At 65.8% G+C, this 19,543-nt stretch carries 17 protein-coding genes; 13 read left to right on the top strand and 4 right to left on the bottom strand.

Going from position 1 to position 19,543, the window contains the following annotated elements; all coding sequences use genetic code 11:
* Positions 1 to 541 precede the first annotated feature (541 nt).
* The 4 genes from EDD27_RS37705 to EDD27_RS37725 all read right to left on the bottom strand — a co-directional run bounded on the left by EDD27_RS37705 (position 542) and on the right by EDD27_RS37725 (position 5,894).
* Positions 542 to 1,777: a hypothetical protein gene (locus tag EDD27_RS37705; protein WP_127936637.1), complete on the bottom strand. Its 1,236-nt coding sequence runs from the start codon at positions 1,775 to 1,777 to the stop codon at positions 542 to 544.
* Positions 1,774 to 2,331, bottom strand: a complete 558-nt coding sequence (locus EDD27_RS37710) for a DUF4365 domain-containing protein (RefSeq protein ID WP_164903971.1) — start codon at positions 2,329 to 2,331, stop codon at positions 1,774 to 1,776. Before EDD27_RS37710 ends, EDD27_RS37705 begins: the two co-directional genes overlap by 4 nt.
* A 667-nt stretch (positions 2,332 to 2,998) precedes the next feature.
* Positions 2,999 to 4,192: a YVTN family beta-propeller repeat protein gene (locus tag EDD27_RS37720; RefSeq protein WP_127936639.1), complete on the bottom strand. Its 1,194-nt coding sequence runs from the start codon at positions 4,190 to 4,192 to the stop codon at positions 2,999 to 3,001.
* Between the two features lie 397 nt (positions 4,193 to 4,589).
* Positions 4,590 to 5,894: an IS256 family transposase gene (locus EDD27_RS37725; protein ID WP_127932211.1), complete on the bottom strand. Its 1,305-nt coding sequence runs from the start codon at positions 5,892 to 5,894 to the stop codon at positions 4,590 to 4,592.
* A gap of 654 nt (positions 5,895 to 6,548) precedes the next feature.
* On the opposite strand from EDD27_RS37725, the gene EDD27_RS37730 reads away from it, so the two are divergent.
* The 13 genes from EDD27_RS37730 to EDD27_RS37790 all read left to right on the top strand — a co-directional run bounded on the left by EDD27_RS37730 (position 6,549) and on the right by EDD27_RS37790 (position 19,502).
* The gene (locus tag EDD27_RS37730) at positions 6,549 to 7,166 is read left to right on the top strand and encodes a hypothetical protein (protein ID WP_127936640.1); all 618 of its coding nucleotides are present in this window, start codon (positions 6,549 to 6,551) and stop codon (positions 7,164 to 7,166) included.
* A 1,117-nt stretch (positions 7,167 to 8,283) separates the two neighbouring features.
* Complete coding sequence (locus EDD27_RS37735; RefSeq protein WP_127936641.1) at positions 8,284 to 8,973, top strand: hypothetical protein; 690 nt, start codon at positions 8,284 to 8,286, stop codon at positions 8,971 to 8,973.
* Positions 8,974 to 9,398: 425 nt separating this feature from the next.
* Complete coding sequence (locus tag EDD27_RS37740; RefSeq protein ID WP_127936642.1) at positions 9,399 to 10,049, top strand: LacI family DNA-binding transcriptional regulator; 651 nt, start codon at positions 9,399 to 9,401, stop codon at positions 10,047 to 10,049.
* 132 nt (positions 10,050 to 10,181) lie between these two features.
* Entirely contained in the window at positions 10,182 to 10,748 is a 567-nt protein-coding gene (locus EDD27_RS37745; protein ID WP_127936643.1) for a hypothetical protein, read from the top strand.
* A complete protein-coding gene (locus EDD27_RS37750; protein ID WP_127936644.1) occupies positions 10,741 to 11,349 on the top strand; it encodes a hypothetical protein in 609 nt (202 codons plus the stop codon). Before EDD27_RS37745 ends, EDD27_RS37750 begins: the two co-directional genes overlap by 8 nt.
* 275 nt (positions 11,350 to 11,624) lie before the next feature.
* Positions 11,625 to 12,809: a glycoside hydrolase family 64 protein gene (locus tag EDD27_RS37755; protein ID WP_127936645.1), complete on the top strand. Its 1,185-nt coding sequence runs from the start codon at positions 11,625 to 11,627 to the stop codon at positions 12,807 to 12,809.
* A gap of 480 nt (positions 12,810 to 13,289) precedes the next feature.
* Entirely contained in the window at positions 13,290 to 13,709 is a 420-nt protein-coding gene (locus EDD27_RS37760) for a pyrophosphohydrolase domain-containing protein (RefSeq protein ID WP_127936646.1), read from the top strand.
* Between the two features lie 173 nt (positions 13,710 to 13,882).
* On the top strand, positions 13,883 to 14,326 hold the full coding sequence (locus EDD27_RS37765) for an HIT family protein (protein WP_127936647.1): 444 nt from the start codon (positions 13,883 to 13,885) through the stop codon (positions 14,324 to 14,326).
* A gap of 269 nt (positions 14,327 to 14,595) precedes the next feature.
* Positions 14,596 to 14,778: a hypothetical protein gene (locus EDD27_RS37770; protein ID WP_127936648.1), complete on the top strand. Its 183-nt coding sequence runs from the start codon at positions 14,596 to 14,598 to the stop codon at positions 14,776 to 14,778.
* A 99-nt stretch (positions 14,779 to 14,877) separates the two neighbouring features.
* Positions 14,878 to 15,822, top strand: coding sequence for an RNA polymerase sigma-70 factor (locus tag EDD27_RS37775; RefSeq protein ID WP_127936649.1), 945 nt, complete (start codon positions 14,878 to 14,880; stop codon positions 15,820 to 15,822).
* Positions 15,823 to 15,915: 93 nt separating this feature from the next.
* Positions 15,916 to 17,193, top strand: coding sequence for an NAD(P)/FAD-dependent oxidoreductase (locus EDD27_RS37780; RefSeq protein ID WP_127936650.1), 1,278 nt, complete (start codon positions 15,916 to 15,918; stop codon positions 17,191 to 17,193).
* Positions 17,194 to 17,695: 502 nt separating this feature from the next.
* Positions 17,696 to 18,586, top strand: a complete 891-nt coding sequence (locus tag EDD27_RS37785; RefSeq protein ID WP_127936651.1) for a hypothetical protein — start codon at positions 17,696 to 17,698, stop codon at positions 18,584 to 18,586.
* Between the two features lie 355 nt (positions 18,587 to 18,941).
* Positions 18,942 to 19,502: a hypothetical protein gene (locus EDD27_RS37790; protein WP_206641823.1), complete on the top strand. Its 561-nt coding sequence runs from the start codon at positions 18,942 to 18,944 to the stop codon at positions 19,500 to 19,502.
* The last annotated feature ends 41 nt before the right edge of the window (positions 19,503 to 19,543 follow it).

Consider the following 19,543-nt stretch of genomic DNA (forward strand, 5'->3'; position numbering starts at 1 on the left):
CTACTAGGGGCCATCAGCGAAGGGCTTTCACCTTCGCACCGTCAAACAGCGCCTCGTGGCGCACGCCGCGCCGCTTCCGGTGCTCGGGGCTTGGGCGGCCCTGCGCTCCGGGTCGGCCACCGGATAAGCGGGTTGCTGTGGTCTGCCTTACAGCAGGGAAGTACAGCAACGCCGTCTCACGCAACCTGATCGTCCCGTACGGCGCCGCACTGTTGAGCAGCAGCGCCAGCCCTCGACCAGGGTCCTCCGCTTTACTCGTAATGAAGTGTTCGGCTGAGGCCGTTACGATCGCTAACTTCGGTCCTCGCCGTAGCGGGCTAGGGCGATCGGCTGCCGCAGCCCTCCTTCGTCGGGCATTGCCACCGGATGCCGTGTCGAACCGGGCGATCTTTCTAACGTGGTTGCTAACAACGGTCCTGGATGGCCTCGGACGGTCGTCGAACGGAGCCCCTGAAGCTCGGAGTGTGAGTTGGGCGCGGATTGAGTCTGGCTTCAAGCCGGATTAACGGGCTGACCGGGCTCGCCTCCCCTTGAAGACGCGTCACTCTAGGGGGAGCCGGACTGTTACCGCTCCAGTCAGCCACCAAGAGCGATTTTCGAGGGTGACTGTGCCTCTAGCGAGAATCGCACGCTGCTCATCGTGAGCCCGGATAGCGGTCCTGTAATCCTGGCCCGACAAACGCATCTTGACCCGTCGACGCGTTCTGCCTAGGTGGCCATCGATAACTACGACTCCTGTCCGGCCTTCCGCCCGCTCAAGACGGATGACGTGGCCAAGTAGGTCGTCCTGTTCCACAACTGGTTGTGCACGAAGATCTTCGCGGATCCTCTCAATGCGTTGAGGGTTGGGGCGACGTACAATTACACGGCTTGCGACATCCGGGCGAGGCTGGATGGGAGACCAGCGGAACGACATGTCTAGTGCCCGTATGCCGGGATGGACGGTCATCGTGCCGAGGGAGCGTATAAGTTCTTCGCTAGCACCACGTTGAATTGCGTCATCGAGTTCGACTTCGGGAGAGTCGGCAAGCAGTTCGCAGGCCGCCTCCAGCCCAGATGCCAGTGTTGTCATGACACGTCGTGTGTATGTTCCTAGGATGGCTTGTTCTGCTGACGTTGGTGCCAGCTTTTCAGGTTGTGAAGCTGTCAACCCATCTGATCGTTCCCGTGCTGACGCCGCTCCAGCTTGGATCGTCCTATCTCCGTTACTTGCCGGCGCGGGCAGTTCCTCTGTCCGTGATTCGTCATGGCGGGCGAAGATGGTTAGGACGAAGCTCCCTCGCATGGTATGCCCCATGCGGACTTCTTCCGTCATGAACTCGTTGACAGCCGATGGCCGACGGCCTCGGTTGCTTGCGCGCGGTCTGATGGCACTGCACGCGGCTGCCGTGAGCATTAGCTTGACCCCTGCGAGAAGGTTCTGCGCTTCACTCAGGGGGATGGAGCCGTCCAAGGTTTCCTGGTCCGCTCTCAGCAGCAGGATGTCGCTACGGGCGCTTGCGATCTCTAGTGCAAGGTCCTCGCCGGTTTTGATCTTGTACACGTCAGCGATTGTGTACAAGGCATCCCGTAGGCGGGCCTTGAAGTCTCGGTAGGAGTTGTTGTACGGGAGCATGACGCTCGCGTCTTGAGCAACTGATTCCCAGATCGAAAAGAGGCCATCCCGGTGCTGAATCTGCTGCCAGCCGCGGACCCGGAGAAAGGCTTCGACCGCTGAGGGCGACAGATCTTCAGTGAGCACCAACGGCCGAGCAGCGAACTCGTGCACGCCGTTCATGGTCTGCCTCCATCGCCTACACGCTGAAGTATCTCCAAAAGTTGCTCGACGTTGAAGATGTTTTCCCTGGGAAGGATCACGGTTTTTGACTGAGTCTCGATGGGTTCCGCACCTTCAAGACATACCCAGTATGCGATCCTCCGCAGCAGCATGCCGTCTTCCCGCATCTCAAGCCAGCTCTGTAGCAAGTGAGGTACGAGAAGCACGACAAGGATCTTGCGGTTGTAGGTAAGGGGGTCACGTAACGCTTCGTAGTGATCGCGATCGAGCTGCCAATGGATACCATCGTCCTTCAGCACGTCCTGTTCGGTGCATTTCATCTGCACGTCAACCATCGCGGTCGAGTGCCGTCGATGGTTCGCTACCTGCCGTACTGTGAAGTCGACGCACTCGTCGTCCACCCGCAGGTCAGAGATCTTACAGCGGGCAGCCGCAGTGATCGCGTGAGTGAATGCCAGACTGAACTGTTCCTTGCACTGCGTCTGATGCATCGAGCCATAGGGAGCTCCCTTGGGGGTGTACAGCTCGCCCCACTGCTCCGACGTCGAAAGCACCCGCTTCCCTTCAGATGAGGACAACTGCAGGTGTATCAGATTTGCCGGCTGGTCAACGAGATCTTGTCCGAAACTGGACAAGAGCCGCCGGCCGAAGGGTTCAGCGGCCCTGATGGAGGTCCATGTCTGGCATGGGAGAACTGGGGCCGTGTCCCGACGCGGTCCGATCTAAGACTGACGTCGGATGGATGCTGTACGGCAACACTGTCCAACAATCACATTCCCGCGATTCGCAACTACCGCCCGAGCAGGGCGGTGAGCTATTAGATGGGCCTGCCTTTCCCTTGTGAACAAGAGGTCCTTATTGCACCCCGCCCTGCGGGGGACATGCGCGGGATGATCTTTCCTGCCCGGCGGGCTGGACAAGTTGTTTTCGCAGGTCAGACAACGCAGACGAGCCGTACAACCCGCGCTCTCCTAAAGCGGGTGCCGCAGGTTCGAATCCTGCCGGGGGCACCAGGTCCGACCAGCAGGAAAGCGCCCTTGACCAGCGGGAACGCCAGTCAAGGGCTTCTTCATGCGTCCGGTGCTGTCCGGCTGTCTCTTATCGTCTACGGTTGATCGTGCCAAATACGTGCGCACGGCCTGATGTGCACACGGGCATGGACCACTCGTACTCGATCCCTGAGCCGGGGTCCCGAACTACCTTGGCGCGGCGCCCATCTGCCTACCAGCGTGACTCAGCGGCGCCATGGCGATCGTGCGAACGTTGCCCGACCACCATGATCACCTTACTGTCCTGATTTTGACGCTGGCTATGACGCTGGCTATGACCCTGGCTATGACGCTGGTCTTGGCTCTGCTGGCCCACTGGCCCCCTAATTTTGATCTTGGGGCCGGGCCTGGCTCCCCTGACGACACGCCCGATGGCCACCCCTTCGGGACCGTCCCCAACAGTGATGGTGTCGATGACGGTCCCGATGGCCACCCCTTCGGGACCGTCCCCAACAGTGATGGTGTCGATGACGGTGTTGGAGGCAGTATCGATCACCGACACATCATCCGAGGAGTTGTTGGTGACGTACACGCGGGTGCCATCGGGGGTGGCCGCCACCGCGAAGGGACCATCACCAAAGGTGATGGTGTCGATGACGGCGTTGGAGGCAGTATCGATCACCGACACATCATCCGAGAAGGCGTTGGCTACGTAGGCGCGAGCGCCATCAGGAGTGATCGCCACTCCTAGGGGATGGTCGCCGACAGTAATGGTGTCGATGACGGTGTTGGAGGCGGTGTCGATCACCGACACATCATCCGAGTCGGCGTTGGTGACGTAGGCGCGGGTGCCATCGGGGGTAATCGCCACTCCTTGGGGACCATCGCCGACGGTGATGGTGTCGATGACGGTGTTGGTGGCGGTACTGATCACCGACACATTATCCGAGTTGCCGTTGGTGACGTAGACACGGGTGCCATCGGGGGTAATCGCCACCGCGACTGGAGTGGTGCCGACGGTGATGGTGTGAGAGACGGCGTTGGTGGCGGTACTGATCACCGACACATTATCCGAAAAGGCGTTGGCTACGTAGACGCGGGTGCCATCAGGAGTGATCGCCACTCCTTGGGGACGGTCGCCGACGGGGATGGTGTCGATGACGGCGTTGGTGGCAGTACTGATCACCGCCACGTCATCGGACTCCTGGTTGGTGACGTATACGCGGGCGCCATTGGAGGTGATCGCCACTCCCTTGGGCTGGTCGCTGACGGGGATGGTGGCGATGATGGCGTTGGTGGCAGTATTGATCACCGACACGGTATTTGAGAAGACATTGGACACGTAGGCGAGCTGCCGGAACCGTGCGACGGCCGCCGCTGGAGTAGTCACCGCCATCGGCGGTGCCAGGCCAGCCACGATGGCCATCGCGACCAGGATGAGCCGAATACGAGGCCACCCGCGCGCATGAGATCGACCAGGTACTCCGACATGGTGACGATCCATGATGTTTGCCATCAAGCGCCTAAGCACGGCACCCCCCTATCAACGATGACCAGGGGTCCTGTTTAACCCGCAGGGCAGACCTCTCTAGGCAGCGGCTCGCTGACTTGGTGCTCGTATCCGCTAACTTGATCCATTCCTCGGATTGGCGGCATTTTGGCAGCCGCGATCGATGTGGAGTTGACCACGGCCGGGGAATCGCATTGCGGATGAAATCGCTACACTGTCGCGACGGGCGGCAGCACGGCGAAGGCACTTGTGATCTCGTCGGATGGGTTACAGGGTCTGTCCAGTGATCGGTGTATCTCGATCTTGACTTGATCTATCGGGTGGTCGGGGTCAGGCGGCCTTCGAAGGTGATGGCGAAGGCGTTCAGAGCGGCCTTCCAGCGGGTGATCCAGCGTTTGCGGCCCTTGCCGGTCGGGTCCAGGCTCATGATCGCCATGTAGACGCACTTGAGCGCGGCCTGCTCGTTCGGGAAGTGGCCGCGGGCCTTGACCGCCCTCCTGATACGGGCGTTGACCGACTCGATGGCGTTGGTCGAGCAGATCACCCGGCGGATCTCGGTGTCGAAGTTGAGGAAGGGCACGAACTCGGCCCAGGCGTCCTCCCACAACTTCACGATCGCCGGATACTTACCGCCCCAGACCTCGGCGAACTCATAGAACCGCTCGAGCGCCGCCGCCTCGGTCGGCGCGGTGTAGACCGGCTTGAGCGCCTTGGCGATGGCGTCCCAGTGCTGGCGGGCGGCATACCGGAACGAGGCACGCAGCAGGTGAACGACGCACGTTTGGACGACGGCCTGCGGCCAGACGGTCTCGATGGCCTGCGGCAGCCCCTTGAGCCCGTCGCAGACCACCATCAGCGCATCAGCGACGCCACGGTTCTTAATCTCGGTCAGCACGTGCAGCCAGAACTTGGCGCCCTCGCCGCCGTCGCCGGCCCACAAGCCGAGGATGTCGCGCTCGCCATCGACGGTGACCGCCATCGCCACGTAGACCGGCCGGTTGGCCACCTGGCCGTCCCGCAGCTTCACATGGATGGCATCGATGAAGATCACCGGGTAGACGGCGTCGAGCGGCCGGTTCTGCCACTCGGCCATGCCGTCCAGCACCTTGTCGGTGATGGTGGAGATGGTCTGCTTAGAGACTTCGGCGCCGTAGACCTCGGCCAGGTGCGCGGAGATCTCGCCGGTGGTCAGGCCCTTGGCGGCCAGCGAGATGACCATCTCATCGACGCCGGACAGGCGCCGCTGCCGCTTACGCACGATCTTCGGCTCGAAGCTGCCGTCCCGATCCCGCGGGACGGTGATCTCCACCGGGCCGACGTCGGTGATGACGGTCTTGGACCGGGTCCCGTTGCGCGAGTTGCCTGTCTCGCTGCCAGCGCGCTCGTGCTTGTCGTAGCCGAGATGGTCGGTGATCTCGCCTTCGAGAGCGGACTCCAGCACCAGCTTGGTCAGCCGGCCCAGCAGCCCGTTCTCACCGACCAGCTCCACCCCTTCGGCTCGCGCCTGGTCGACCAGCCTGGCCACCAGCTCCCGATCCGTCGAGCTCTCCGACTTCTTACGCGCCACCGCGGCGTCCTCCAGGTCGATCTCCGTCGATGCCTGGATCACAGTACTCATCAGGTGCGTTCTCCTTGATCAGGAGTTACACCGAAGACCGTACAGTCCCGGGTTACATGGCAGAGTCCTATTCTGGTCATTCACCAAGCGCATTGGTACGGGTATTGGATCTCCTTCCGGTGGACTGCCACACTGGCGTGGAGACGCCCTGAGGCGAAGGTGCAGTGGCTCGGCCACACAATGAGCCCCATACCGGTTCGGCAGTTCTCGGCGACGGCGTTCGGCCTGCCCCTTAAGGCCGAGACGCTCATGGTCAAACACCGACTTGATGACGACGGTCCACCAGCCTTCGAGCCATCGCTATCTGCCAGACAGGTGTCCGAGATGCCCGCATCGAGTGGTATGGCATGATCGCCAGCCATGAGATGACAAGCTATATCAGCGATCGTGCTCACACTGACCGCGCTGCCTGCCCCTGCGCAGGCAACTGCGGTAGATGTGGTGGCTGCGGTGAAGCGCCTGCAGAGCAAGGGCGCCGCGGTGAAGCTCTATCAACGAACTGATGCGGGATGGCCGGAGGATCCGCGCGTAGAGGCGTTACCGACGAGGGAGTGCGGGCGGCGGGCCGACGCGCCCGTGGTGACCGGGTCTGGCCAAGCTGGGCCGCGGTGGCGTGGTGGCCGCCGACATGAAACGTCAGGTGACCACCTCCGAATGCGCTCTGCGGTTCCTGGAGGAGGACGCCGCCAACGGCGACCAACGGGCGGCCGACCAGGTCAAGATCGCATCGGCGGCGCACCGGACACGCACGGTCAGGGCCGCTACTACGTCTCGGGGCCCGCCTACGGCAGCGGCACCGGGTGGCGCACGCTCGGCAAGACACCCGGCGGCGCGGCGCTCTACGGCGACCAGATCATCGACCCCTTCGACATCGGCACCCTGAAGTTCCTCGTCAGGACGGCGACCATCAACCGGGCCGGCCCCGCGCACTACGATGCTGACGGTCGTCGGGTCAACAAGACCTGGGCCTACCGTGGCACGGCCACCTTCGCTGCGCTGTTCCGCGCTTCCAAACCGTTCCGCGACATGCTCGGCGGCCGGCTCGACCCGCAGGTCGGCAAGATCTCCTTCATGTGGGGCGTCCACACCAACCACACAGGCGTGCCGGTGACGGTCATCACCGTCTGGCGGACAGGCGACGGGTACCGGCTGCGCGGAGCTACCGCCGCCACTCGGTACAGCTGGGACGTGAAGGCCTCCATCTTGGCGCCCGCCGTTACCGGACCTGGGCGGGACCCCTACAGCGACGACCTGGTCGACGCCTACCGGTAGGAGGCAGGTCTCGTGCATAGCGGTGATGGCAGGCGGGCTTGTCCGGGGTCGCCCGGGGAGCGGGCCCGCCGTCGTCGTGCGGCAGGACGGTCGCATCACGTACTCCTACGGCCAGGAGGCGCCATGCGCCGCATCTGGCGTAAAGGGCCCGCGTGACTAACTCTCCAAACGCCTGATCGCAGACGGTTCGATGACGAAAAATCCGTCATGGGCGGTACACGCGCCAGGCGGTTGGGTAAGAGTAGAGATCCGAGGGACGGGTGGTTTGAGATTAGGCGGATAATCTGTGCCGCCCGCCGTAAATAATGCACCCTCGAAGATCGGTCCAACGTGGGGAATTTCGATGCCTCGTCTGCCGTCTGGTGCTCGGACCGGTTTCGTACCCTCGGGCCATAGAGGAACTAGCGTCCTGAATTGCCGATAGTGATCGCCGTGTCTCGTTACCACAAGACAGGACTCATTTTCCACCCACTCAAGCCGTGCCGCCAACGGCATCAAGGTGGAGTAGAACTCCCCCTGATATACAGCGATGGCCGGGTCGGTGCCAATAATGGCGTGGCATACCTTGTCCGACGGGCACGGTTCAGGCGGAGCGGCCGCGGATGATCCGCTTCGGCGGGCGTCTGCGGTGCAGGCCACTAAACTTACGGCCGCAACGAGCATCGCAGCGATTGCCGATAGTCGTCTCACGGAGACAGCCCCTTCTGGCGAGGGATGGCTGGACCGCCCTATAAGACCGCGATCAAGCCCTCTACGCTACTCCTTGCTCCTCTATTCTCGGTTCCAAATCCTGTAGCCGGAGGCATCGCGGTACACCGTCACGTGGCTGTACGCGCAGTACAGGCCCGTCTGCCCCACGAGCGCGCCCTTTCCGACGACGATGCCATATGCGGTGAAGCCTGCCGACGGAGTGGCCGAGGCCATGAAGATGACCGCCGGCGTTGGCCGCCAGGCCGTCAAAGACATGGGCAAGGCCCTGGGGGCGAACAAGTGACAACGCACATCCCGCGCCCGTTCGCCGTGCTAGAGGTGACCGAGCTGCTGTGGAGTTGTACGCAGACGTTTCCCGCGATCGCTGTGAGCGTGCCCTCTAACTCATTCGACGGCAGGAGGCATCATGGCGCTCTTTCCCAAGCTGGCCGGCGCACTCGCTGTTGGCGGCACGCTGCTGGCCACGGCCAGCCCCGCACACGCGATCACTGTAACCGGGGAGCTGACGCTCAGCGGGACCACGATCACCTTTACCGCCGACAGCGGACAGACCAATCAGATCCAGATCACGCCGGGAGCCGCGAACAGCATCGTCTTCCGCGAGCTGCGGGGCGGTGTGGTGTTCCGGATGACCACCTCGATCGACCCGCTGTGCGACCAGATCGAGGAGACCTTCCCGGCACCGCGGAAGGTCATTCAGTGCAAGGTATTCAATCCCACCACCGGCCAGTCCTTCATCACCCGGGTGACCGCGCTGCTACGGGACAAGCAGGACTTCCTGGACGCCAGCACGATCTCGCTGCCCGTGCGGGCCGAGGGCGGCACCAACGACGACATCATCCGCACCGGATTCGGCGCCGACACCGTCGAGGGCGGCTCAGGTCACGACACCATCAACCCCGGCCAGGGGCCTGACACGGTCTTTAGCGGCCTAAACTCCGACACGATCGACGTCAGCATCCGGGATGCGAACGATGCCGACACCGTGGACTGCGGTGGGGGTATTGAGTTGCGCAAGGACGTGGTGACGGTGGACACCGGCAATCTCGACCGGGTGAGCGACTGCGAGGTGGTCAAGGTCGAGTCCAGCCCTTGACCGGTGGCCACGGCACGGAGGAGCATGATCGACGGCGGCTCGTCCCGGGTAGGGGGCCCGGTGCGGTCTGGTACGGCCCGGGGGCTCGCCGGTGGGGCTTTCCCCGTGGGGGTCCGAAGGGCCACAAGACTCCCCCAGCCGGGCGTCCGCGTAACCCCCACGACCCCACGGGATGGGTGAATACGCAGGTCGACATGCTGTGGGACCCCCACAGCCCCCACGTGGGGGGTGTGGGATCCCACGTGTGAGGAGTGTGGGGGTCAGGCGACGCTCCAGGCGGCCACCCTCCGGCGGCACCTGCAGCTCGCCGCGACGGATCCCGGCAGCCCCCGCCTCCAGATGCGCACGCTCGTAGCCGCGCCGCCGAACAGCACCTCGCTCGAACGCGTTCGGCAACGGCACCACGCCGTAAGGTGCTCGACGCCATGGAGCAGCTCGGCTACACCCCCAACGCCATGGCCAGCGCCCTCGCCGGTGGCCGCAGCCGCATCATCGCGATCGTCTTCCCCTCGCAGCCTCGGACGATCGTCGGCTCCGACCTGGAGTACGTCCTGGCCGCCACCGAGGCCGCCCGCGCGCGGGGCTTCCACGTCGTCCTCTGGACAACGGGGCAAGACGACATGGAAGAGCTGCGCCAGCTGGCCCGGGCCGGACTCATTCAGGGGTTCCTGCTGATGCAGGTCACCCTCACCGACAAGCGCGTGGACTTCCTCAAACAGGCCGGCATCCCCGTCGGGCTCATCGGCCGAACCAGCGAGCCCGGCCAGATCCCCTACGTCGACGCCGACTTCGATCAGATCGCGCGCCTGGCGGTCGAGCATCTCGCAAGCCTGGGACACCGGACCATCGGCCTGCTCAACGCCCCGTACGAGGAGGGCGTGCGCGGGATCGGCGCAGCCGTCCGCTTCGCCGACGCCGTCCAACGATCCTGCACCGAACTCGGGGTGGAGTGCGCCATCGTCGCCAGCGAGCACACGGTCGGCGCAGGCCGGGCCGCACTCCGGGAGCTCCTGGACGCCGCGCCGACGATGACGGCCGTCATCGGCTACAACTGGAAGCCAGATGGCGTTTTGTGAGCGTATGGGCGGTATGCACTTGTGCATCTCTGGCGACATTGCGGAAATCGTTTCTCGGTCAGGGCATAGTTGGGGGCCGTCGGCCCCGGTCGGCGGCCGCCTCGGCCTTCTAGTACATCGAATGGGAGCGTGATGACGGAGCGTGACAAATTCGACCAGTGGTCGTATTTCGAGGAGCGAGGTCTGGCGAGCACGTTCGTGTGCTCGTGGGTCGAGGCGCTCGACCACCGCGCGGTGGTCACCGCGCTGCGAGCGGAGGAGGAGACACTCCCCTGCAACCTGAACCAGGCGCGGCGATGGCATCACCCCCACTCACAACAGGACGTCATGTGGGTGGCCGACCAGAGCCCCGGCTGGGTCAGGATCTTCACCTTGTCCGGATCGTCCCTGTGGTGGGCCCTCGACTCGCTCCCGCAACCCGGCGGCCGGGCCTACTACCTGTCCTACGACGAGGACCTCGGCGAAGTCAGCGAACCGGTCTACGTCAACGGGGGCGAGTGGCAGGACATCCCCGCAGAACACTGGGACCGCCCCAGGCAGGAGGGAGCAGGTCTCGTCGGTTCCTCTGGCATCGCCCGGGAGATGAACTTCTACCTCGCCGCGCTGGCATACACGACCGGCAGGTTCATCGACGACACCTGGTTCACCACGCCAGGGTTGCTCTGCCGCATCCCGGACGGGGCATGGCCCCGTGAATGACCAGTGGGAGTTCCTGCTCTGCGCGGGACTGGGCCGCGGATTCACCGGCACCTGGGTAGAGTCGGGCGACACCGAGGCCGTGGCCGCCCTGCTCGGCGCGGATCTCACCTCCCGCCAGGACTGCGACCTCGCCACCGCCATGGCCCACTACCGGCCGATGGCCTTCACCGAACGCATCTGGGCCGGCCCTCACTCCGACGGCTGGACCCACGCCCTCACCATCAGCGGCCCACCGCCGGTGACCACGGGCCTGGTGGAAGCGGGCCTGCGTTTCCTCCAGATCCACACCATGGACGCCCAGGTCCACGACCTCCTCTACGGCGACGGCGTCACTACCGCCTGGGCGACCCAACGCTGGTACGGAGAGGTCATCGCCGACCCCGGCTCCATGGTCGAGCCCTACCTCCGGGAAGTCGGCCGGCCAGCGATGCCGGAGGCCGTGCACTCCGGATCCTGGATCACCGAACCGGAGTACCACGGACGGACCTGCCTGGAGATCTATCTTTTCCTCACCGGGCGCATGAGCGGCCGATTCATCGACAGCGAATGGCTGGGCGAGAAGAGAAGCCTCTACACCGTCCCGTTGCCGACGGTGATGTAGCGAGCACGTCGCCCTCGGCGACCCCTTCCTTCCTTCCAGGAACGGGACGTTCGCCGCACAGGCGGTGTCCCAGCTGAAGTGCGCGACCCAAAGCCCTTCAGCGTCTTAAGGCCGACTCTCACTGCCAATGAGCCGGACCAGCCGAGGACCGCCTCCGGCTAGAGAGCGCTCTTCCGCCGAGAAAAGTGTCTGGCCGCGCATTGGGCCTTGACTTCATCTGTCAGGACGTTTCAATGAGAGAGCGCTCTCTCACTCTTCCACCCCCCGGGAGTGAAATGTTCTCCAGCCTGAAGAGTCGCGCTCTCGCCGTGGCGCTCATGCTCCTCTGCTCACTGCTCCTCGCCCCGCATGACGCCCTCGCGGCGGTGCCGCAGACCATCCCGTTGACCATCAAGAACACCTCGGGCCGCGGCGAAGCGGTATGGATCTACGTGCTCGGGGAGAGCCTCACCACCCGCCGGCTCGGCTACGCGGACGCCAACGGCCAGTTCCGGGAATGGAGCGGCGGCAGCATCCCGCCGAGCCCCGCTCCTGACGTGTCCATTCCGGGACCGGGCAACGGGCAGACCAAGACCATCCAGATCCCGAAGCTCTCCGGCCGGATCTACTTCTCGTTCGGCGAAAAGATCAGGTTCTTCCTGACTCCGACGGGGCTGGTGCAGCCGGCACCGTGGAATCCGTCCGACCCGAACCGCAACATTCTGTTCGACTGGAGCGAGTACACGCTCAACGACGGCGGCCTGTGGCTCAACAGCTCGCAGGTGGACATGTTCAGCGTGCCGCACGCGGTCGGGGTCAAGAGCGCCAACGGCACCGTGAAGAACACCGGCCATCTGGTCAGCAATGGACGTAACCGGCTCCTCGACGCCATCAAGAACCAGCCCGGCGGGTGGGCCAGCCTCATCCACACCCGTTCCGACGGGTTGCGTATCAGGGCGCTCGCGCCGGGCAAAGGAATCGATGCCGGAGTCCTCAGCCCTACCATCATGGACAGCTACATCACCAAGGCGTGGGATGCCTACCGCACCAGGACCCTGACGGTGATCCCGTTCAGCAACCAGCCCAGCACGCGCTTCTACGGCCGCACCCAGGGCAACGCCATGGTGTTCACCAACGGCGCCGGCCAGACGGTGGCCACGTTCCAGAAGCCGAGCACTTCCAACGTCTTCGGCTGCGACGGCAATCTCCACGCCCCCAACGACGAGGTCGTCGGCCCGATCGCCCGCACCCTGTGCGCAGCCCTCAACCGGACGACCCTGGACCGTATCTCCACCCAGCCGAGCACCGATGCGAGCCAGTTCTACCAGGACGTGGTGACCAACCACTACGCGCGGAAGATCCACAACCACATGGTGGACGGCAAGGCATACGCGTTCGCCTTCGACGACGTCGGCGGCTTCGAGTCGCTCGTTCACGACGGAAACCCCATCGAGGCGTACGTCACCCTGACCTCGTTCTGATTCAGGGCGACCTCCGTGACGGCGCTTGATCCGGTGAACTCGGAAGGCCGGCGGCGATCGTGCTGCCGGCCTTCCGAGACCTGGGGTTGCCAGACAGGAGCGTCGAGCATGCCGGTCGCTCTGAAGTAGCCCAGTATGCGGGCCGCGGGCCTATCCGGTGTTCCTCGCCTGCCAGCGGATTGGCTGGCCGATTGACCGAATATGGTCTGCGTCTTCCAGACACCAGGCTGCACCAAATGCAGCAATCATCAACTTTGAGGCGATCCGTCGGGATTCCAGACGCGTACGTCGACGCCTCGGTCGCCGCGCGATGGCGTGGGCCGGTTGCCGTGCGGGTGTTTGAGCAGCAGCAGGGCAGCGGCGAAGTCCTCGGCCTTTCCCCTGGCTCGCACTCCCCGTTGACCGTCGTCATGCAGCACGGCCAACCAGGACCTCCGCGAACCTTGATCGGACGTCGCGCGAAGCGCTTAGGGTCCGGGCATGGACCATGAGCCGATGCGACGAGTCGCTGAGTTCCGCGAGGTGTTCGACGGTGAGGCCAAGGCCGAACGCCCCGAATTGGCGGAACACCGCCGGACATTGCTGGTCGAAGAAGCGCGCGAAGCTGCCGAGGCCCTCACCAACCTCGCGAAGGCCCTGCAAACCGGCGACGACCCGCTCACCGCATACAAGGCGGTAGCCAAGGAACTGGCCGACGTCCTCTACGTCACCTACGGCGCCGCAGATGCGCTGGGGATCGACCTGCCGGCCGTCTTCGTCGAGGTCCATCGGTCCAACATGAGCAAGCTTGACGCGGACGGCGGAGTCCTCCGCCGAACCGACGGCAAGGTACTCAAAGGCCCCAGCTACCAACCACCGATCCTCGATGACCTCGTCGAGTGGCCGTCGACCGGTTCCTGAGCGCTTGGCGCGACGTCCGACCAAGGTTCGCGGAGGTGCCGCGGGGTCGTCGGCTGCGGGGTTCGTGGCCGGTCACCCGCGAAGTTCCCCACACCCCTTCGGGGCGCAAAACGCAGCGAGCCTCGCCGAAACTAGACTCCACGGACGCCGACGACCAGCCAGGGAGGCGCCCCGTGCACAACCACGAACCCGCCGACTACCACTGCCCGTTCTGCCACCTCACCCCGGATCGGGAACCCGACGTGGTCTACCGCGACGAGCGCGTCTTCGCGATGATCTGCCCCCGCTGGTGGCCGCGGAACGCGGGACATCTGCTGATCATCCCCGTCGCCCATCACGAGAACCTCTACGACCTCCCCGCCGCCGACGGCCACGCGATCTTCGACGCCACCCGACTACTCGCCCGCGCCATGCGCACCGCCTACGACTGCGCGGGCGTCTCCACCCGCCAGCACAACGAGCCCGCCGGCAACCAAGATGTCTGGCACTTCCACCAGCACCTCTTCCCCCGCTATCCCGGCGACGACCTCTACGGCACGCCCCCGCAGCCCGACTGGCTCCCCGCCGACCGCCGCCGCGCCTACGCGGAGCGGCTGCGCGCCGCACTCACCCCCTAGCCAGCAGGCGCGCGTGCAGATGGTCCATTCGCCCTAATCCTCGGGTCCGATCTCGTTGCCGGGTCATTGTCCGGTCCACGGCTTCGCCGATGGCATCGACGTTGGTCTGGGCGCGCTGCGGATAGTCCTCGTACTTCGCCGCGCGCTCATCGAGCGGATCCCCGGGCTCGAATCGTACGAGTACGAAGACCAGGCGACGGCGTACCGGAACTTCGTCGAGGCGTTCGCGGACAACGAAGCGCTCATCTCGGCCACCAAGGTGTCGGGACATGCCCGAGTCGTACCGGCTGTCGATGCGGCCCAAGGCCGGCTTGGAATCCCCGCGCCGCCGGCTGGCGCGGATGCCGGGGGTGAGCCAGGTGATCGACCAGAGGTGCCTGATCCGGGAGCTGAGACTGTGGTCGGAATACGGGCTCGAGAAACTCGGATCCGGAACCGAGGGCTGCGGGTAAGAGCGGTGGCACAGGGCCGATGGCGTCTTCGTCGGCCGGCGGAAGATATCCGGGTGACCAGATCATTTCCCAATGCGCCGCACTGGCTAGGATCGGGCCATGCCGTTGACCGCGGACGACGTCGACCGGTTCGAGGCCTCCAGGCCACGCCTGGAGGCCATTGCCTATCGCCTGCTCGGCTCCGCCGGGGAGGCCGAGGACGCCGTGCAGGAGACGTTCCTGCGCTGGCAGGCCGCCGACGTCGACCGCATCGAGGTCCCTGAGGCCTGGCTGACGAAAGTCCTCACCAACCTGTGCCTCAACGAGCTCACCTCCGCGCGGGCGCGCCGCGAGACCTATGTCGGCCAATGGCTTCCCGAGCCGCTGCTCGCCGGCGACCCGATGCTCGGCCCGGCCGACACCGCCGAGCAGCGCGAATCGGTCTCGTACGCGGTCCTTACCCTCATGGAGCGCCTCTCCCCCAGCGAGCGGGCGGTTTACGTGCTGCGGGAGGCCTTCGACTACCCGCATCGGGAGATCGCCGAGATCCTCGACATCACCGAGGCCGCCAGCCAGCAGATTTTCCACCGCGCCAAGAAGCACGTCGCGGACGGCAAGGCCCGCACCGAAATCGACGAGGCCGCCGCCCGACGGATCGTCAAGGAGTTCCTGGCGGCCGCCACCAGCGGCCAGACCGAGCCGCTCGTGCGCCTGCTCACCGAGGACGCCATCTCGATCGGCGACGGCGGCGGGAAGGTCCCGGCCCGCGCCAAGGCGTTCGAGGGCGCTGTCGCGGTCGCGAGGTTCCTTTGGGGCCTGTTCAAACCCGGCGAGGCCAAGCGCGCCATTGCCGGCGGCACGCCCGCGATATACGCCTGGACCGCCAACGGCGACCCCGCTGTCGTGGCCGTCGTGGACGGCCGGGTCGTCGGCGTCATGTGCCTGGAGGTCACCGCCGAGGGCATCGCCGCGTTCCGCAGCCAGGTCAACCCCGACAAGCTCGAACGCGCGACCGTGCGCTGGGCGGCCGCCGACCACGGGGAGCCCCTGTTCCACGCCTTCTGATCGCTGTGTGAGGTGCTTCACATCGCGTTCCTGTCAGGAAACGACGGGCCGTCCGGTTCAAGTGGCGAACCCGCGAAAGACAGGAGCAAGGAAATGCGGCACCGCATCGTCGTCCTCGGAGCCGGATACACCGGAGCCTTCGCCGCCGGCCGCCTCGCCAAGCGGCTCCACCGCGAGGATGTCACCATCACCCTCGTCAACGCCGAGCCCGACTTCGTCGAGCGCGTCCGCATGCACCAGTTGGCGGCCGGCCAGGACCTCAAGCCCCGGCCATTGAGCGAGATGTTCGCAGGCACCGGCGTCGTACTGAGGCACGCCAAGGTCACCGGCGTCGACGCCGACCGTAAGACCGTCGCCGTCATCGACGCGAACGGCGCCGGCTTGATCGCGCCCGGGTCCGGCGCCGGCTTGATCGCGCCCGGGTCCGGCGCCGGCTTGATCGCGCCCGGGTCCGGCGCCGAAGAACTCGCCTACGACACGCTCGTCTACGCCCTCGGCAGCGGCTGGAACGCCCAAGGCGTCCCCGGGACCGACGAGCACGCCTATGAGATCGCCAGCCGCCCCGGAGCACTCCGGCTGCGCGAGCGCCTGGCCCGCCTCGACGCCGGGCAGACCGTGGTCGTCGTCGGCGGCGGCCTCACCGGCCTGGAGGCCGCGACCGAGATCGCCGAAGCCCGCCCAGACCTCGACGTCGCCCTCGCTGCCCGCGGCGGCCTCGGCGACTGGCTCTCGCCCCAGGGCCGCGAGCGCCTGCGGAAGGTCTTCGGCAAGCTCGGGATCACCGTGCACGAGCACGCCGTCGTCACCGGCGTCGAAGCCGACCGCGTCGCCACCGCCGACGGCAAGGCCATCCCAGCCGCGGTCACCGTGTGGACCACCGGCTTCGCGGTCCACCCGATTGCGAAGGCGACAGCCCTACAGGTCACCGACACCGGCCAGATCGTGGTCGACGGGACCATGCGCTCGGTCTCGCACCCGGACGTGTACGCCGTCGGCGACGCGGCCATGGTGATGGGCCCCGGGGACAAGCCGCTGCGGATGTCGTGCGCCTCGGGAATGCCGACCGCGTGGCAGGCCGCCGACGCGATCGCGGCGCGCCTGTCCGGCGGGAAGCTCCCGAACGCGCCGATCCGCTACTTCAACCAGTGCATCTCACTGGGACGAAAGGAGGGCTTGATCCAGTACGTCACCGCCGACGACCGCGCCGTGCAGGCGGTCCTGACCGGACGGCTCGCCGCTGTCTACAAGGAACTGATCTGTAAGGGAGCCGCGTGGGGCGTCGCCAACCCGACGCTCCGGCTGCCGACCCGGCGCCGGCGCGTCAGGTGGGAGCACGCCGCGGCGGGCTCGGCCGTCAAGGCGCTGGCGTAGAGCACGAAACACGTACCCGCCGGCCTGGCAGAGATCACCCGTGCCCTGACCCGGACGGGCTGTTCGTCTACGCCGACGTACACCCACCGCACCCCGGCGACGCTGGTGGCGGCGCTCTGAGCGCAGCGGGTGGCCTCTTCTGGTCCAGACGACGGGCATGCACTTGATCGAAGACCGGCCGATTGCCGGCTGCGGCCCCCTTTTGCCGTGCCGCCTGCTGGTGACGGGCCGTTCCTGACATGGCTCTGACTCGGCTGCTCGGGCCCTTGCCGGGGCGCGCACAACACGATCGGCGACTGGTTCGCCAGGCAGGGGCTCCCGCCCACTGCCTCCCGCGCGTTGCTGCTCCGGGTGCTGCGCGTGTGCGGCGAGGACGACGGGGACCGGATCGGGGAGTGGCTCGCCGGCTGACGGCAGGCCCGGCGTCGGCGCGGCTCGCCACGGTCCGGCCCCGCGCCGTACCGCGGACCTAGGATACTTTCCGATCATGATAAAAGCGCGCATGAGACTCCGGGCCGCCCTTGCCACCTCAGGCACGATCTTCGCCTTACCGCTCACCTCGTCGGCGCCCGCCCAGGCCGCCGTCGACCCTCTCGTGGGTCTCAGAGGGCAGATCGCCAAAAAACACGCCGTACGGGTGGTGGAACTAGGCGGCCTGCTGGCCAACGATCTGGAGATCTTCGCCGTGGAACAGCGAGGCACCGTTCGCCTCGGTGGCGCCGGCGTGGGCGCCGCCGACGTGACCCGCACCCTGCGCCCTCACCGCCGCATGCAGGACCAGATAGCGGAAGGCCACTGGAACGCGGAGAAGGTCGCCGCAGAGGCGCAGCCCAACCGTTCGATCACAGTCAATGGGCGGCTCTACCGGTCCGGCAAGCTGTACGAGCCGGTCATCCCGGAAGGCAAGACGTGGGCAGAGGCGGGCACGCGAAGCGCCGCGACGGCCGCCTACGGGGATCAGCTGATCAATCTGTTCGAACCCGCCACGCTGAAGACGCTGCTGGCCAAGGCGACCGCCAAGCGCCCCTCTAAGTACGGCCCCCGAAAAAAGGCCACCTACTACCAGGGAACGATCACGTTCAAGGAACTCCACGCCGTCTCACCCACCTTCCGTGCGGTGATCGGCGGCCGATCCCTCACAGCCGCCGGCCACACGAAGATCAGCTGGAGGTTCCGCCTCGACGACCTCGGCCAGGCCCTCATGCTCCACACCAACTGGCCACTCTCCAGTGGCCGACAAGCCGCTGTCCTCAGCCAGTATTCGCACACCGCTGCCCGTGCCGGCCGCGTCGTAGCGCCGCGCCCCGCTCTGGTCGCCGCTGCGTCATCCCTGACCGGAACACTGCCTCGCCCCAGCGACCTTATCGACCTGAGCTTCCGTTCGGCTGAATAGCGACACCACTACCACCACACAAAGCCGCCTGATCGGCAACTGGCGCCGGACCGCCTTCGCCAGCGATGATCAGGCGCGTTCATCGACGAGCTGGCGGTGGCGGCCCAGCGTCCAGATTCTCTGCTGTTGTCCTCGCTCAGCCCGGCGCTCCTGATCGAGTGCAGCCGTGGTCGCCCTGCAGCGGCAGCTCTACCATGACGCATGCCGGGCACAGAGCGCGCCCGTCAACTCACCGCCCTGCCCAGCTGGACGTCGGACAGTGGCTGCCGGCAAGCGGAAGATTGTCACCCTGGGAGAAGTCCTCGGTGGTCATCCCGAGACAGGCCACGGTGGCGCCCCCGCTACGATTCTGATCATGCAACGTTTGAACGGAGTGCTGATCGGCGCCGTCTTCGGAATGGTCTTCGTGGCCGTCAACGCCAACGCGCCGCTCGCACCCGTGGCTGGTACGGTTCTCCGCTGGCTCGCGGGCCTGGGACTCGCGGGCGTGATCGTCATGTGGTTCATCGCCATGCGGCGGACCAAGGGCGGGACGGACACCGGCGAGGCCGGCGGAGAGGCTCGTGGCGGGATGTTCAGCCGCAAATATATGGTGATCGTCGCGCTTGAAGCGGTCGCCCTGTTCGGCGGCATCCAGGTTCTGCGTCTGCTGGGATGGGCGGCGCAGGCGGGCGTGGCCTGGACGGCGTTCATCGTCGGCGTGCACTTCGTCGCGCTCTGGCCAGTCTGGCGGGCGGTCAGCATCCTGATCCCCGGGATCGGGCTAACGGTGCTGGGCCTCGCCGGCCTCGTCATGGTGTGGACGCGGGCCGTGGAGTGGGTGCCGTTCGTGAGCGGCGTGTTGTCGGGTATGGTCCTGCTGACCGGATCGGTCTTCTACGCGCAGAAGCAGTTTCGCGCACTGGCGGCACGGTAGGCCGGTCTCCGACACAGCACGGTGAGGGGCGCAGGCGATCG

The organism is Nonomuraea polychroma, assembly GCF_004011505.1.
In the GTDB taxonomy this organism is placed as follows: Bacteria; Actinomycetota; Actinomycetes; order Streptosporangiales; family Streptosporangiaceae; genus Nonomuraea; species Nonomuraea polychroma.

What these genes read in the sequence shown, in the direction of transcription:
- EDD27_RS37705 (WP_127936637.1), bottom strand. Translation starts at nt 1,777, where the DNA reads ATGAACGGCGTGCACGAGTTCGCTGCTCGGCCGTTGGTGCTCACTGAA.
- EDD27_RS37720 (WP_127936639.1), bottom strand. Translation starts at nt 4,192, where the DNA reads ATGGCCATCGTGGCTGGCCTGGCACCGCCGATGGCGGTGACTACTCCA.
- EDD27_RS37725 (WP_127932211.1), bottom strand. Translation starts at nt 5,894, where the DNA reads ATGAGTACTGTGATCCAGGCATCGACGGAGATCGACCTGGAGGACGCC.
- EDD27_RS37730 (WP_127936640.1), top strand. Translation starts at nt 6,549, where the DNA reads ATGCGCTCTGCGGTTCCTGGAGGAGGACGCCGCCAACGGCGACCAACG.
- EDD27_RS37735 (WP_127936641.1), top strand. Translation starts at nt 8,284, where the DNA reads ATGGCGCTCTTTCCCAAGCTGGCCGGCGCACTCGCTGTTGGCGGCACG.
- EDD27_RS37740 (WP_127936642.1), top strand. Translation starts at nt 9,399, where the DNA reads ATGGAGCAGCTCGGCTACACCCCCAACGCCATGGCCAGCGCCCTCGCC.
- EDD27_RS37745 (WP_127936643.1), top strand. Translation starts at nt 10,182, where the DNA reads ATGACGGAGCGTGACAAATTCGACCAGTGGTCGTATTTCGAGGAGCGA.
- EDD27_RS37755 (WP_127936645.1), top strand. Translation starts at nt 11,625, where the DNA reads ATGTTCTCCAGCCTGAAGAGTCGCGCTCTCGCCGTGGCGCTCATGCTC.
- EDD27_RS37760 (WP_127936646.1), top strand. Translation starts at nt 13,290, where the DNA reads ATGGACCATGAGCCGATGCGACGAGTCGCTGAGTTCCGCGAGGTGTTC.
- EDD27_RS37770 (WP_127936648.1), top strand. Translation starts at nt 14,596, where the DNA reads ATGCCCGAGTCGTACCGGCTGTCGATGCGGCCCAAGGCCGGCTTGGAA.
- EDD27_RS37775 (WP_127936649.1), top strand. Translation starts at nt 14,878, where the DNA reads ATGCCGTTGACCGCGGACGACGTCGACCGGTTCGAGGCCTCCAGGCCA.
- EDD27_RS37780 (WP_127936650.1), top strand. Translation starts at nt 15,916, where the DNA reads ATGCGGCACCGCATCGTCGTCCTCGGAGCCGGATACACCGGAGCCTTC.
- EDD27_RS37785 (WP_127936651.1), top strand. Translation starts at nt 17,696, where the DNA reads ATGAGACTCCGGGCCGCCCTTGCCACCTCAGGCACGATCTTCGCCTTA.
- EDD27_RS37790 (WP_206641823.1), top strand. Translation starts at nt 18,942, where the DNA reads ATGCAACGTTTGAACGGAGTGCTGATCGGCGCCGTCTTCGGAATGGTC.